The organism is Streptomyces sp. NPDC001848, from assembly GCF_042891915.1.
GTDB lineage: Bacteria > Actinomycetota > Actinomycetes > Streptomycetales > Streptomycetaceae > Streptomyces.
Genome location: NZ_JBIATP010000010.1, coordinates 191,804 through 205,838, shown reverse-complemented (window position 1 = coordinate 205,838; position 14,035 = coordinate 191,804). Strand labels below are relative to the sequence as shown.

The 14,035-nt window shown below is 71.3% G+C and carries 13 protein-coding genes; 10 read left to right on the top strand and 3 right to left on the bottom strand.

Translation table 11 applies throughout. The features are described from left to right. The first annotated feature begins 62 nt into the window (after window positions 1–62). From ACFYZJ_RS22000 to mutM, 5 genes are all read left to right on the top strand, one after another. Window positions 63–1,115 (top strand): ATP synthase F0 subunit B, encoded by a 1,053-nt coding sequence (locus ACFYZJ_RS22000; protein WP_388570580.1) that lies wholly within the window; start codon window positions 63–65, stop codon window positions 1,113–1,115. Window positions 1,116–1,299: 184 nt separating this feature from the next. Further along, window positions 1,300–1,944, top strand: coding sequence for a YceD family protein (locus ACFYZJ_RS21995; RefSeq protein ID WP_388570579.1), 645 nt, complete (start codon window positions 1,300–1,302; stop codon window positions 1,942–1,944). A 2-nt stretch (window positions 1,945–1,946) separates the two neighbouring features. Further along, window positions 1,947–2,120 carry a 50S ribosomal protein L32 gene (rpmF, locus tag ACFYZJ_RS21990; protein WP_003951102.1) on the top strand — a complete coding sequence of 58 codons (174 nt, stop codon included), beginning with the start codon at window positions 1,947–1,949 and terminating at the stop codon, window positions 2,118–2,120. A 19-nt stretch (window positions 2,121–2,139) separates the two neighbouring features. Further along, entirely contained in the window at window positions 2,140–2,967 is an 828-nt protein-coding gene (gene rnc, locus ACFYZJ_RS21985; protein WP_388570578.1) for a ribonuclease III, read from the top strand. Window positions 2,968–3,339: 372 nt separating this feature from the next. Then, entirely contained in the window at window positions 3,340–4,200 is an 861-nt protein-coding gene (mutM, locus tag ACFYZJ_RS21980; protein WP_388570576.1) for a bifunctional DNA-formamidopyrimidine glycosylase/DNA-(apurinic or apyrimidinic site) lyase, read from the top strand. On the opposite strand, the gene ACFYZJ_RS21975 is transcribed toward mutM, so the two are convergent. Next, window positions 4,173–4,574 carry a winged helix-turn-helix transcriptional regulator gene (locus ACFYZJ_RS21975; protein WP_388570575.1) on the bottom strand — a complete coding sequence of 134 codons (402 nt, stop codon included), beginning with the start codon at window positions 4,572–4,574 and terminating at the stop codon, window positions 4,173–4,175. The two genes, mutM and ACFYZJ_RS21975, sit on opposite strands and share 28 nt — an antisense overlap. Window positions 4,575–4,713: 139 nt before the next feature. On the opposite strand from ACFYZJ_RS21975, the gene ACFYZJ_RS21970 reads away from it, so the two are divergent. Then, entirely contained in the window at window positions 4,714–5,298 is a 585-nt protein-coding gene (locus ACFYZJ_RS21970; protein ID WP_388570574.1) for a flavodoxin family protein, read from the top strand. An 86-nt stretch (window positions 5,299–5,384) separates the two neighbouring features. Here ACFYZJ_RS21970 and ACFYZJ_RS21965 read toward each other — a convergent pair whose 3' ends face one another. Next, window positions 5,385–6,350 (bottom strand): CAP domain-containing protein, encoded by a 966-nt coding sequence (locus ACFYZJ_RS21965; RefSeq protein WP_388570573.1) that lies wholly within the window; start codon window positions 6,348–6,350, stop codon window positions 5,385–5,387. A 139-nt stretch (window positions 6,351–6,489) separates the two neighbouring features. Between ACFYZJ_RS21965 and ACFYZJ_RS21960 the strand changes: the two genes are divergently transcribed. From ACFYZJ_RS21960 to ACFYZJ_RS21945, 4 genes are all read left to right on the top strand, one after another. Then, the gene (locus ACFYZJ_RS21960; RefSeq protein WP_388570572.1) at window positions 6,490–6,771 is read left to right on the top strand and encodes an acylphosphatase; all 282 of its coding nucleotides are present in this window, start codon (window positions 6,490–6,492) and stop codon (window positions 6,769–6,771) included. A gap of 377 nt (window positions 6,772–7,148) precedes the next feature. Next, entirely contained in the window at window positions 7,149–7,355 is a 207-nt protein-coding gene (locus tag ACFYZJ_RS21955) for a hypothetical protein (RefSeq protein WP_200422604.1), read from the top strand. Between the two features lie 226 nt (window positions 7,356–7,581). Continuing rightward, window positions 7,582–11,145 (top strand): chromosome segregation protein SMC, encoded by a 3,564-nt coding sequence (gene smc, locus ACFYZJ_RS21950; protein WP_388570570.1) that lies wholly within the window; start codon window positions 7,582–7,584, stop codon window positions 11,143–11,145. Between the two features lie 261 nt (window positions 11,146–11,406). After that, window positions 11,407–12,822, top strand: a complete 1,416-nt coding sequence (locus tag ACFYZJ_RS21945) for a sugar porter family MFS transporter (protein ID WP_388570569.1) — start codon at window positions 11,407–11,409, stop codon at window positions 12,820–12,822. A 137-nt stretch (window positions 12,823–12,959) separates the two neighbouring features. Here the strand turns inward: ACFYZJ_RS21945 and ACFYZJ_RS21940 are convergent, their stop codons facing one another. Next, window positions 12,960–13,931: an LLM class flavin-dependent oxidoreductase gene (locus tag ACFYZJ_RS21940; protein ID WP_388570567.1), complete on the bottom strand. Its 972-nt coding sequence runs from the start codon at window positions 13,929–13,931 to the stop codon at window positions 12,960–12,962. Window positions 13,932–14,035: the final 104 nt, after the last annotated feature.

Below are 14,035 nucleotides of genomic sequence, written 5' to 3'. Positions count from 1 at the left end.
GCAGGGGCCGTACAGTCGATCCGTCCGTCTCCAACACATCCGTAGAGAGTGGCGAGCACACGGTGGACGTGCAGAAGAAGCTCGACGAGATCGTCGCGGTGGTCTCCAGCGCCCGGTCCATGCCCATGTCGGCGTCGTGCGTGGTCAACCGCGCCCAACTGCTCTCGATGCTCGAGGAGCTGCGCCAGGCGCTGCCGGACTCGCTGGCCGAGGCCCAGGAGCTCATCGGCGACCGGGAGCAGATGGTCGAGCGGGCCCGTCAGGAGGCCGAGCGGATCATCGAGAGTGCGCACGCCCAGCGCGGCTCCCTGATCTCCGACACGGAGGTCGCCCGCCGCTCGCAGGCCGAGGCCGACCGGATCCTCGCCGAGGCCCGCCAGGAGGCCGAGGAGATCCGCGCCGAGGCCGACGACTACGTCGACTCCAAGCTCGCCAACTTCGAGGTCGTCCTCACCAAGACCCTCGGCTCGGTCGGCCGCGGCCGCGAGAAGCTCCTCGGCACCGGCCCCGGCCTGGACGAGAACGGCTACGAGGACGAGGACGCCCCCGAGCGCAGCCACGACCCGGAGACCCTGCGCCGCGACGCCGACGCGTACGTGGACGCCAAGCTCGGCGCCTTCGAGGCCGTGCTCGCCAAGACCCTGGAGGCCGTCGGCAAGGGCCGCCAGAAGCTGCACGGCCGGATCGCCACCGACGACCTCGGCGCCCTCGCCGGCGACACCACCACCGTCCAGCACACCAGCGACGCCGACTACCTCGCCGATCTCGCGGCCCTCGCCGACAGCCCTGACCCGGCGCCCGCGATCCCGGCCCAGCAGACCGAACCGGCCTACGCCCAGGCGCAGGACCCGTACGGGTACCAGCAGGCCGACCAGTACGGTTACCAGCAGACGTACGCCCAGCAGGACGCGTACGGCTACCAGCAGGCCGACCCGTACGCCGCCTACCCGCAAGCGCAGGGCTACGACCAGCAGGCCCCGTACGGCCAGGGCCACGGCCCGCAGGGGTACGCCGAGGCCCAGGCGGGCGCCCTCGACGAGACCAGCCTTTTCGACACCAGCATGATCAGCGCCGAGCAGCTGCGGGCCTACGAACAGGGACGCGGCGGTCACTGAGCGTTCCGGCACACGCGGCCTCGGACCCCTTCGGACGCACCGGATTGGGCCGAGAGCGGAAGGTCCAGTATTCTGGCTCTTCGGTCGCGCGTACGCACACGCTGTTTCGTAGACGTCCGCGATCACCGCTGCCCGGGAACACCGGAGGGCAGCGTCCCCCGAGCTTCGAAGACCGAAAGCAGGAATGGCCCTGAACGCCCGCCTCGACCACCGCAACCCCCTCGTGTTCGACACGCACGAGCTGGGTCGGCGTCCTGGTGCGCTGCAGCGCCTGACCCGCACGGTCGACGCCCCGAAGGACTTCGGTATCCGCGGGGTCGTCGGAGTGCCGGAAGGCGCCCCGGTGGAGCTCGAACTCCGCCTGGAGTCGGTCATGGAAGGGGTGCTCGTCACGGGCACCGCCCGTGCCCGGGCCGAGGGGGAGTGCGTAAGGTGTCTGGAGCCGGTCGAGCTGGAGCTCGAAGCGGACTTCCAGGAACTGTTCTCGTACCCTGACGCCGACGACCGGGGCCGTGTGATCGCGGAACCGGGCGACGACGCCGAGGACGACGAGGACAGGTTCTTCCTCGAGGACGGCCTGTTCGACCTCGAACCTCTGCTGCGTGATGCGGTGGTGCTCGCACTGCCGATGCAGCCGGTGTGCCAGGAAGACTGCCCGGGCCTGTGCTCCGAGTGCGGGGCGCGGCTCGCGGACGACCCGGACCACCACCATGACGCCGTCGACATCCGTTGGGCGGCACTGCAGGGACTCGCCGACTCACTCCAGAGTGGCGACAAGGACGACACGAGCGGCGCCGAAGCGGGCGTCGACGAGAAGCAGGAGAAGTAGCCGTGGCTGTTCCGAAGCGGAAGATGTCGCGCAGCAACACGCGCCACCGCCGGTCGCAGTGGAAGGCTGCGGTCCCCACCCTGGTCGCGTGCGAGCGCTGCCACGAGCCCAAGCAGCAGCACATCGCGTGCCCGTCGTGCGGCACCTACAACAAGCGCCAGGTCCTCGAGGTCTGAGCGGCTGGTGAGAGGTCTGATGTCTGACGCCAAGGCGGACCCACACGCCAGGAAGAAGGCGGACAACACAGCCTCGTCCCACACGCTTCTGGAAGGGCGGCTCGGCTACAAGGTCGAGTCCGCCCTTCTGGTGCGTGCGCTGACCCACCGCTCCTACGCGTACGAGAACGGCGGTCTGCCGACGAACGAGCGCCTGGAGTTCCTCGGGGACTCCGTGCTCGGCCTCGTCGTCACCGACACGCTGTACCGCACCCACCCCGACCTGCCCGAGGGCCAGCTGGCCAAGCTGCGGGCCGCGGTGGTCAACTCGCGTGCGCTGGCGGAGGTGGGCCGCGGGCTCGACCTCGGCTCCTTCATCCGGCTCGGCCGGGGCGAGGAGGGCACGGGCGGCCGGGACAAGGCGTCCATCCTCGCCGACACCCTCGAAGCGGTGATCGGCGCTGTCTACCTCGACCAGGGGCTGGAATCGGCGGCGGAGCTGGTGCACCGCCTGTTCGACCCGCTGATCGAGAAGTCCTCTAATCTCGGTGCCGGCCTGGACTGGAAGACCAGCCTCCAGGAGCTGACCGCGACCGAGGGGCTCGGAGTGCCCGAGTACCTGGTCACGGAGACCGGCCCGGACCACGAGAAGACCTTTACTGCTGCCGCCCGCGTCGGAGGCGTCTCGTACGGCACCGGCACCGGCCGCAGCAAGAAGGAGGCGGAGCAGCAGGCCGCGGAGTCGGCATGGCGCTCCATCCGTGCCGCCGCGGACGCACGCGCGAAGGCGGCGGCCGAGGCGGGAGCCCCCGACGGGACCACGGAAACCGCCGCCACGGCCCCGGCGAGCGACACGGCCACGGCCTGATTCCTTCATCACGGACCCGCCCCCGGCACCTGTGCCCGGGGCGGGTCCGTTTCATGGAAGGACCGGCCCGCCAGGCGTCCTGAGACGCCCGCAGGCGCTTGGACGACGTCCGCTCGGTCGCACGGAGGCCGCTGCGGCGATGCCCCGCCGGGCGGGCGGTGCGGCCGGCGTCCGCCCGTGCGCGCGCCCCGCCGGGCTTGCGCGCCGGAACGCGCCAGTGTGCGCTGGTACGCGTCAGTACGCGCCGGTGCGCGCCGGGTCGCATCGCCCGTCGGCGCGCGTCCTCGCGCCGTTCCGGACGGCGCGTCATCGGTTCCTGACCAAGAGGTACGCTGCGGACGTCGTCCCCTGTTCACCCCTCCGGAGGAGTCCGTGCCCGAGTTGCCCGAGGTCGAAGTCGTGCGGCGCGGGCTGGAGCGCTGGGTGGCCCACCGGACGGTCGCCGACGTCGAGGTGCTGCACCCGCGGGCCGTCCGCCGCCATACGGCCGGCGGGGACGACTTCGCGCACCGGCTGAAGGGCCAGCGTATCGGCACCCCGAGCCGCCGCGGGAAATACCTCTGGATCCCCGTCGAGACCACCGGCACGGCGGTCCTCGCCCACCTCGGCATGAGCGGTCAGCTCCTCGTCCAGCCGCACGAGGCGCCGGACGAGAAGCACCTCAGGATCCGGGTCCGCTTCGACGACGCCCTCGCCACCGAGCTGCGCTTCGTCGATCAGCGCACCTTCGGCGGCCTCTCACTGCACGACACCGCCCCCGACGGGCTGCCCGACGTCATCGCGCACATCGCCCGCGACCCGCTCGACCCGCTCTTCGACGACAAGGCCTTCCACCAGGCACTGCGGCGCAAGCGCACCACCATCAAGCGGGCCCTGCTCGACCAGTCGCTGATCAGCGGCGTCGGCAACATCTACGCGGACGAGGCACTGTGGCGCTCCCGCATCCACTACGAGCGCCCCACCGCCACCTTCACGCGCCCCCGCACCGCGGAGCTCCTCGGTCACGTCAGGGACGTGATGAACGCGGCGCTCGCCGTCGGCGGCACCAGCTTCGACAGCCTCTACGTCAACGTGAACGGGGAGTCCGGCTACTTCGACCGGTCGCTGGACGCGTACGGCCGCGAGGGCGAGCCCTGCCGGCGCTGCACCACGCCCATGCGCCGCCGTGCCTGGATGAACCGCTCCAGCTACTTCTGCCCCAGCTGTCAGAGGGCGCCGCGCGTCTCGTCGTAACGCCGGCGGGCCGCCAGGACGTCGTCCATACGGCCCTCCACGCAGTGGATGAGGGACAGCAGGCGCTCGGCGACCTCGCGGCCGAGCGGGGTCAGTTCGTAGTCCACCCGGGGCGGGTTGGTCGGCTGTGCCTCGCGGTGCACCAGGCCGTCGCGCTCCAGCGCGTGCAGGGTCTGGGACAGCATCTTCTCGCTCACGCCGTCGACCCGGCGGCGCAGCTCGTTGAAGCGCATCGAGCCCTCGTACAGCGCGCCGAGCGTGAGTCCGCCCCAGCGGCCCGTGACGTGCTCCAGCGTGCCGCGCGAGGGGCACGCCTTGGCGAACACGTTGTACGCGAGGTCCTGGTCCTCGGTGTGCTCCTGGATGCCGTTCATGCCGCAAGCGTACGCGAGCGCAGCGCTAACCACCAGGTTGCACTAACAAAAAGTTAGTGCTTTCCTTTTGTCGCCGCCGGTGAGCTGCGCACCTTTCGTGGCCGCCGTTTCGTGATGTCTGAGAGAGCGAGAGCGAACCGTGACCACCCCTGTTGTCTCCATCGCCTACCACTCCGGCTACGGCCACACCGCCGTCCTCGCCGAAGCCGTACGGGACGGCGCCGTCGACGCCGGCGCCCAGGTCCACCTGATCAAGGTCGACGAGATCACCGAGGAGCAGTGGGCGATGCTCGACGCCTCGGACGCGATCGTCTTCGGCTCGCCGACCTACATGGGCACCGCGTCCGGCGCCTTCCACGTCTTCGCCGAGGCGTCCTCGAAGCGGTGGTTCGGGCAGGACTGGAAGGACAAGTTGGCCGCCGGCTTCACCAACTCCGGGTCCAAGAGCGGCGACAAGCTGCACACCCTGCAGTTCTTCCAGATCCTGGCCGCACAGCACGGCATGAACTGGGTCAACCTCGGACTGCACCCCGGCTGGAACGTCAGCACGGGCTCCGAGCACGACCTCAACCGCCTCGGCGTCTTCGCCGGCGCCGCCGCCCAGAGCAACAACGACGAGGGCCCGGAGGCCGTCCACAAGGCCGACATCGCCACCGCCCGGCACCTCGGCCGCCGCGTCGCGGAGACGGCACGCGTCTTCACGCTCGGCCGCGCCGCCGCCTGAGCCGCCCGGACACGACGGTGCCCCCGCCCCGGACACCCCGGGGCGGGGGCACGCGCGTACGATCGCGGCGGTGCCGGAGCGCCGCGTCAGTAGCCGAAGTCCTGCGTCCACCAAGGGCCGCCGGACCCGAAGTGCACTCCGACGCCCAGCGTCTGGAAGTCGCAGTTCAGTATGTTCGCCCGGTGGCCGGGGCTGTTCATCCAGGCGTCCATGACGTCCTGCGGCGTGGCCTGGCCGCGCGCTATGTTCTCGCCGCCCAGGTCCGTTATGCCGAGCACGGCCGCCCGCTGCCAGGGGTCCTTGCCGTCGGGGTCGGTGTGGTCGAAGAAGTTCCGCGCGGCCATGTCCGCGCTGAACGCCTCCGCCAGCTTGCGCAGCGGGCCGTTCGGGGTCACCGGGGAGCAGCCCACCTTGGCCCGCTCCTGGTTGACCAGCTTGATCACCTCGGCCTCGGCGGCGGCCTCGGAGGTCACCTTCTGTGAGGGGATCGTCACCGACGGCTTCGTGTGCTGCTGGGGCGGCGGCGCGGCCGTCGCCGTGGTCCCCGTCGCCGAGGGGGACGGCGTCCGCGCGGGCTGAGTGGTCGGCGCCGCGGAGGACGTCGAGGGGGTGGAGGGGGTCGCGGTCGCGACCGGCGTGGGCGAGCGGTCGGCGTCCCGGCTGGTGGACGAGGATCCGCGGTCGTCCGCGGTGCCGCTGGTGCCGCCCTGCTGGGTGGCGAAGCCCGACGGGGTGGTGCCGCCGGCCTGTACGTCGCCGGGGTCACCGCTCACCGAGAAGTGGTTGCCGCCGGGCAGCACCCCGGTGGCGACCGCCACGGTGCCCAGCGCCACGGCGGCGGAGACACCCAGCAGGCCCGTGCGCACCGGCGTCGGGGCCTTCTTCCTGCGGTGCGAGCGGGTCGCCCGCCGCTCGGCCTCCAGGACCGCGGCGAAGCCGTAGAGGTTCTCCGGGCCGTAGCGCTCCGGCGGAGTGTCGTAGCTCTCTGTGACCCTCTTGGCGCGGCCCCCCGTGGCGGCGCGTCCGGCGGCGGAGCGTCGGTGGCGTCCCATTGCTGGCCTTCCTGGTCTTGCGGTCGGCGCAACTCACACGATCGTGTGAGTTTCACGTGAGAGTTATGGGTGGGGACGGTACCGCATCACGGACGAGGCGGATGTGCCGGGAGGGACATTGGCCGGTTAGCGTGCACCCATGAACGACGACGCACGGCTGGTCGCGTGGGTGCGCGGACGTGTCCAAGGGGTGGGTTTCCGCTGGTTCACCCGGGCCAAGGCGCTGGAGATCGGCGGCCTGAGTGGTTTTGCCCTCAACCTGGACGACGGGCGGGTGCAGGTGGTCGCCGAGGGGCCCCGGAAGCGCTGCGAGGTTCTGCTGGAGTGGCTCCGCGGCGACGACACACCCGGGCGTGTGGACGGAGTCACTGAGATTTGGGACACGCCCCGCGGCGGCTACGACGGCTTCGCGGTCCGCTGAGCCGGAGCCCGACGACCCCCGCGCCGAAGCGGAGGGACATGTCACCGGCATCTGCCCCGGGCGGAAAGGTGCTGGTGGTTGCCAAGAACCGCTTGCCGTGGCAGGCTCCGCGGGTAAGGATGATCTCCACGCCCGCAGGGGCCCGCAGGAGCCGCAGCGCCGCCCGTCCAGGGCCGCGCGCCCCCGGGTTGCCCGTCGGCGCAGGGCGTGATCGTGTTGACCGTCAAACTTTTTGGTGAGACGCTGAAAGCCCCGCGCACCTTAGCTGTTTGGCATGGAAGCACGGCGTAGAACTCACCATGCCGGGCACCGCGGGTGCGAATCCCTCACGACCCACACCGCATCGGTCGGTCACTCATTGTGGAGGACCATCCATCATGGCAAAGGCGCTTCTCGGTTACGTCGGCGGCTCCGACCCGCGACTCCTCGCCGAGATGCGACGGCTTCAGCAGCGCGTCCAGGAACTCGAAGCCGAGCTCGGACGGATCCAGGCGGAGAACGACGCGCTGTCCTCGGCTGCCGCTTCTCATGACAGGATCATGGAGAGCGTCGACGCACACCAGGCGGAGCCTGCGCTCACCTGATCACTGCATCGCGCCACGGCACACGCAGTGGTCGGGCTGCCCGTACCCACCGCTGATGTTGTCAGAATTGCAAGGGACGCCTCGGCGTCCCTTCTTTCTTGCCCCCCGACCCGGTCGCCCCCGCGCACCTGTTCGCCGTCTTCAACGGAGGATGTGCCCTGCCCGTTCAGGGGTGAAACCGCGGGTTCATGGAGTGAGACAGACCCGGACGGTAGAGTCCGACGGCGTGCACCTCAAGGCCCTGACCCTCCGCGGCTTCAAGTCGTTCGCCTCGGCCACCACGCTCCGGTTCGAGCCGGGGATCACGTGCGTCGTCGGCCCGAACGGCTCGGGCAAGTCCAATGTCGTGGACGCGCTCAGCTGGGTCATGGGCGAGCAGGGAGCCAAGTCGCTGCGCGGCGGCAAGATGGAGGACGTCATCTTCGCCGGCACCACCGGCCGCCCGCCGCTCGGCCGCGCCGAGGTGTCGCTGACCATCGACAACAGCGACGGCGCCCTCCCGATCGAGTACTCCGAGGTCACCATCACGCGGATCATGTTCCGCAACGGCGGCAGCGAGTACCAGATCAACGGCGACACCTGCCGTCTCCTCGACATCCAGGAACTCCTCTCCGACTCCGGCATCGGCCGCGAGATGCACGTGATCGTCGGCCAGGGCCAGCTCGACTCCGTGCTGCACGCCGACCCCATGGGCCGCCGCGCCTTCATCGAGGAGGCCGCGGGCGTCCTCAAGCACCGCAAGCGCAAGGAGAAGGCGCTCAGGAAGCTGGACGCCATGCAGGCGAACCTCGCCCGCGTCCAGGACCTCACCGACGAGCTGCGCCGCCAACTGAAACCGCTCGGCCGGCAGGCGGCGGTGGCCCGTCGGGCGGCCGTGATCCAGGCTGACCTGCGCGACGCCCGACTGCGCCTGCTGGCCGACGACCTCGTACGGTTCCGCGAGGCCCTCAAGGCCGAGATCGCCGACGAGGCAGCGCTCAAGGAACGCAAGGAGGCCGCCGAGGCGGAGCTGAAGAGGGCACTGCAGCGTGAGGCGCTCCTGGAGGACGAGGTGCGGCAGCTGACGCCGCGTCTGCAGCGGGCCCGGCAGACCTGGTACGAGCTGTCGCAGCTGGCGGAGCGGGTGCGCGGCACGATCTCGCTGGCCGACGCCCGGGTCAAGAGCGCCACCTCCCAGCCGCCGGAGGAGCGGCGCGGGCGCGACCCCGAGGACATGGAGCGGGAGGCCGCCCGCATCCGCGAGCAGGAGGCCGAACTGGAGGCGGCCCTGGAGGCCGCCGAGCGCGCCCTGGAGGACACGGTCGCGCACCGCGCCGAGCTGGAGCGCGAACTGGCGCTCGAGGAACGGCGCCTGAAGGACGTGGCGCGCGCCATCGCGGACCGGCGCGAAGGGCTCGCCCGACTGAACGGGCAGGTGGGCGCCGCCCGTTCACGCGCGGCCGCCGCCCAGGCCGAGATCGACCGGCTGGCCGCCGCGCGCGACGAGGCACAGCAGCGCGCCGTCGCCGCCCAGGAGGAGTACGAGGCCCTGAAAGCCGAGGTCGACGGGCTGGACGCGGGCGACGCGGACCTCGCGGAGCGGCACAAGACGGCCAAGGCCGCGCTCGCCGAGGCGGAGGTCGCGCTCACGGCCGCACGCGAGGCGGCCACGGCGGCCGAACGAGCGCGCGCCGCGACCCAGGCCCGGCATGACGCCCTGGCCATGGGCCTGCGCCGCAAGGACGGCACGGGCGCCCTGTTGGAGGCGAAGGACCGCCTCACCGGCCTGCTCGGCCCGGCCGCGGAACTGCTGACGGTGGCGCCGGGCCATGAGGTCGCCCTCGCGGCGGCCTTCGGCACGGCCGCGGATGCCCTGGCGGTGACGGACCCGGCCGCGGCGGCCGACGCGCTCCGGCTGCTGCGCAAGCAGGACGGGGGACGGGCGGCGTTGCTGGTGGCGGGGGCACCCCAGGATCCGGCGGACGTACGCGACAGCGGCGGTGTCGACGGGTACTCCTTCGCTGCCGATCTCGTGCGAGGCCCCGCCGACCTCATGCCCGCCGTACGCCGGCTGCTGCGCGGCATCGTCGTCGTGAGCACGCTAGAGGACGCCGAGGAACTGGTCGGGGCGCGGCCCGAGCTGACCGCCGTCACCGCCGAGGGCGATCTCCTCGGGGCGCACCTCGCGTACGGGGGTTCCGCCGGGGCGCCCAGCCTGCTCGAGGTCCAGGCCTCCGTCGACGAGGCCGCCGCCGAGCTCGACGAACTCGCCGTGCGGTGCGAGGAGTTGGCCGAGGCGCAGCGGCTCGCGGCGGAGCGGCGCACGGAGTGTGCCGCGCTCGTCGAGGAACTGGGGGAGCGGCGGCGAGCGGCCGAGCGGGAGAAGTCCCAGGTCGCCCAGCAGCTGGGCCGGCTCGCCGGGCAGGCGCGCGGGGCCGCCGGGGAGGCCGAGCGCAGCGCCGCCGCCGCCGCGCGCGCCCAGGAGGCACTCGACAAGGCCCTGCGGGAGGTCGAGGAACTCGCCGAGCGGCTCGCCGTCGCCGAGGAGATGCCGGTCGAGGAGGAGCCCGACACCTCCGTACGCGACCGCCTCGCCGCCGACGGCGCCAACGCGCGGCAGACCGAGATGGAGGCCCGCCTCCAGGTCCGTACCCACGAGGAACGCGTCAAGGGCCTGGCCGGACGCGCCGACTCCCTGGACCGGGCCGCGCGCGCCGAACGTGAGGCACGCGCGCGTGCCGAGCAGCGGCGGGCCCGGCTGCGCCACGAGGCGGCCGTCGCGGAGGCCGTCGCCTCCGGCGCCCGGCAGCTCCTCGCGCATGTCGAGGTCTCCCTGAGCCGGGCGGAGGCCGAGCGCGCCGCCGCCGAGGCGGTCAAGGCACGCCGGGAGGAGGAGCTGGCGGCGGCCCGCGCACACGGCCGCGACCTCAAGGCCGAACTGGACAAGCTCACCGACTCCGTCCACCGCGGCGAGGTGCTCGGGGCCGAGAAGCGGCTGCGCATAGAGCAGCTGGAGACCAAAGCGATGGAGGAGCTGGGCGTCGAGCCGGCGGTCCTGGTTGCCGAGTACGGTCCCGACCAGCTCGTACCGCCCTCCCCGCCCGCCGAGGGCGAAGAGCTGCCCGAGGACCCGGAGCATCCGCGCAACCGGCCGAAGCCGTTCGTGCGCGCCGAGCAGGAGAAGCGGCTCAAGGCCGCCGAACGCGCCTACCAGCAGCTCGGCAAGGTCAACCCGCTCGCCCTGGAGGAGTTCGCCGCGCTGGAGGAGCGCCACAAGTTCCTCAGCGAGCAGCTCGACGACCTGAAGAAGACCCGCGCCGACCTGCTCCAGGTGGTCAAGGAGGTCGACGAGCGCGTCGAGCAGGTGTTCACCGAGGCCTACCGGGACACGGCCCGGGAGTTCGAGGGCGTCTTCAGCCGGCTGTTCCCCGGCGGCGAGGGCCGGCTGGTCCTGACCGATCCGGACAACATGCTCACCACCGGCGTGGACGTCGAGGCGCGGCCCCCGGGCAAGAAGGTCAAGCGGCTCTCCCTGCTCTCCGGCGGCGAGCGGTCACTGACGGCCGTCGCGCTGCTGGTGTCGATCTTCAAGGCCCGGCCCAGCCCGTTCTACGTGATGGACGAGGTCGAGGCGGCGCTCGACGACACCAACCTGCAGCGGCTGATCCGCATCATGCAGGAGCTGCAGGAGACCTCGCAGCTGATCGTGATCACGCACCAGAAGCGAACGATGGAGGTCGCCGATGCGCTGTACGGCGTCTCCATGCAGGGCGACGGTGTGTCGAAAGTCATCTCGCAGCGCCTGCGCTAGACGGCTGCCTCCTACACCGTTTGCCACCTGCACCTTTTCACATCTTCAACACTTGAACGCAACGTCTCTGCCACATGGCTCGAAGCTCACAGACTCGGCCTCTTGACTTCGAAACCTGAAGGCATAGTCTCTGCAACGTTGCTTTTACCTTCAGATATGAGCGGCGTTAACGAGTGCTCGCCGGGTACTTGACACGCCACCCATACCCGAAAGGGCCCAGCCCATCCCCGGCAGCGTTGCCGGTGGCCCGAGGAGTACACGTTGACCAGCACAGCGCAGGCAAGGACAGGAGCCGGTACGGCTCATCCCGATCATCTCGGGCACGTCATCTTCATCGCGGCGGCCGCCGCGATGGGCGGCTTCCTCTTCGGCTACGACAGCTCCGTGATCAACGGTGCCGTCGAGGCCATCCGGGACCGCTACGACATCGGCTCCGCAGCGCTGGCCCAGGTCATCGCCATCGCCCTCATCGGCTGCGCCATCGGCGCCGCCACCGCCGGCCGCATAGCCGACCGCCTCGGCCGCATCCGGGTGATGCAGATCGCCGCGGTCCTCTTCGTCGTCAGCGCCGTCGGCTCCGCCCTGCCCTTCGCGCTGTGGGACTTCGCCCTGTGGCGCGTCGTCGGCGGCTTCGCCATCGGCATGGCCTCCGTGATCGGCCCCGCCTACATCGCCGAGGTCGCCCCGCCCGCCTACCGCGGCCGGCTCGGCTCCTTCCAGCAGGCCGCGATCGTCGTCGGCATCGCCATCTCGCAGCTGGTCAACTGGGGCCTGCTCAACGCCGCCGGCGGCAACCAGCGCGGCAAGCTGATGGGCCTGGAGGCCTGGCAGGTCATGCTCGGCGTCATGGTCGTCCCGGCCCTCCTGTACGGGCTGCTCTCCTTCGCCATCCCCGAGTCCCCCCGCTTCCTGCTCTCCGTCGGCAAGCGTGAGCGCGCCCGGGAGATCCTCGCCGAGGTCGAGGGGCAGGGCGCCGACCTGGACGCCCGCGTCGCCGAGATCGAGCACGCCATGAAGAGCGAGCACAAGTCCACCTTCAAGGACCTGCTCGGCGGCGGCTTCTTCTTCAAGCCGATCGTCTGGATCGGCATCGGCCTGTCGGTCTTCCAGCAGTTCGTCGGCATCAACGTCGCGTTCTACTACTCCTCGACGCTGTGGCAGTCGGTCGGCGTCGACCCGACGGACTCGTTCTTCTACTCCTTCACCACCTCGATCATCAACATCGTCGGCACCGTGATCGCGATGATCTTCGTGGACCGCATCGGCCGCAAGCCGCTGGCGCTCATCGGCTCCGTCGGCATGGCCGTCGGCCTCGCGCTGGAGGCCTGGGCGTTCTCCTACCACCTGGTCGACGGCAAGCTGCCCAGCACCCAGGGCTGGGTCGCCCTGATCGCCGCCCACGTGTTCGTCCTCTTCTTCGCCCTGTCCTGGGGCGTGGTCGTGTGGGTCATGCTCGGCGAGATGTTCCCGAACCGGATCCGCGCCGCCGCCCTGGGCGTGGCCGCCGCCGCGCAGTGGATCGCCAACTGGGCCATCACCGCGAGCTTCCCGTCGCTCGCCGACTGGAACCTGTCCGGCACCTACGTGATCTACACGGTCTTCGCCGCGCTCTCCATCCCGTTCGTCCTGAAGTTCGTGAAGGAGACGAAGGGCAAGGCGCTGGAGGAGATGGGCTGAGCCTGACGAGAAGGCTCCTCGAACTCGAGGAGAAGGGCCAAGTCCCCGCTGCCCCTCTCCTCGGACCCTGCCGCCGCCCGGCTCGGCCACTGCCCGAGCCGGGCGGCGGTTTTTCCGCCCGACCGCCGGTATGAGGCTCAGCTCTCCAGCCGGGGCAGCACCCTCTCGCAGAACAGCTGCAGACTGCGCCAGCCCTCGTCCACCGGCATCCCGCCGGCCAGCGGGTGCAGCACGCGGCTGTCCAGGCCCAGGGCCAGGCACTCCTCGGGCGTCACGATCCGGTACACGCCCTCCGCCCGCAGCTCCTCCACCGTGGTGGCCGCCGACCTGACCGCCGAGCGGGCGCCCCAGGGCTGCCAGGAGGCGTAGGTCCGCGCCTCGTGCAGGAAGTGCTTCCCGTACCGGGCCCACGCCCGGTCCGGATCCTCCGCGAGGTGCAGCAGCGGCGTCTCCTCGGCGGGCATCATCGTCCAGCCCTCCCGGCCGTACTCCGCCAGGCGCTCCTTGTAGTAGGCCTCCAGCTCCGGCAGGTGCGCGCTCGGGAAGAACGGCAGGCCCAGCCGGGCGGCGCGGCGGGCCGCCGCCTTGGAGGAGCCGCCGACCAGCAGCAGGGGGTGCGGCTGGGTGTACGGGCGCGGGGTGATGCGTACGGTACGGCCCCGGAACTCGAACTCCTCGCCGGTCCACGCCTTCAGCAGCGTCTCCAGCAGCTCGTCCTGCAGCCTTCCGCGCCGCTCGAAGTCGACGCCGAAGACGGCGTACTCCTCGGGCCGGTACCCGATCCCGGCGACGGTCACCAGCCGGCCGCCGCTGACCAGGTCCAGGACGGCGATGTCCTCGGCCAGTCGCAGCGGGTCGTGCAGCGGCCCGATCGCCGCCGAGACGGTGACCGAGAGCCGTCGGGTCGCGCCGAGCACCGCACCGGCGAAGACGAACGGCGACGGCAGCCAGTTGTTCGCCGCCCCGTGGTGCTCCTCCGTCTGCACGGTGGTGATCCCCCGGTCGTCGGCGTACCCGGCCATCGCCACGGCGGCCCGGTAGCGGGCGCCCAGTGAGGCCGGGGTCGCCCCGGGCTCGACGAGGTTGAACCGTACGACCGTGACGGCCATGACAAGGTCCCCTTCGCCTTCGCCGGGCAGGTGTGCGGGGGGACGTTAGCTGACAGAGCGTCAGACAACAAGGGTCATGCACCCCGGAGCCGCCGCCGAACGGG

Coding starts and splice junctions, on each gene's coding strand:
- ACFYZJ_RS21995 (WP_388570579.1), top strand. CDS start 1,300: ATGGCCCTGAACGCCCGCCTCGACCACCGCAACCCCCTCGTGTTCGAC.
- rnc (WP_388570578.1), top strand. CDS start 2,140: ATGTCTGACGCCAAGGCGGACCCACACGCCAGGAAGAAGGCGGACAAC.
- ACFYZJ_RS21940 (WP_388570567.1), bottom strand. CDS start 13,931: ATGGCCGTCACGGTCGTACGGTTCAACCTCGTCGAGCCCGGGGCGACC.
- ACFYZJ_RS21965 (WP_388570573.1), bottom strand. CDS start 6,350: ATGGGACGCCACCGACGCTCCGCCGCCGGACGCGCCGCCACGGGGGGC.
- ACFYZJ_RS21960 (WP_388570572.1), top strand. CDS start 6,490: ATGAACGACGACGCACGGCTGGTCGCGTGGGTGCGCGGACGTGTCCAA.
- ACFYZJ_RS21955 (WP_200422604.1), top strand. CDS start 7,149: ATGGCAAAGGCGCTTCTCGGTTACGTCGGCGGCTCCGACCCGCGACTC.
- ACFYZJ_RS21975 (WP_388570575.1), bottom strand. CDS start 4,574: ATGAACGGCATCCAGGAGCACACCGAGGACCAGGACCTCGCGTACAAC.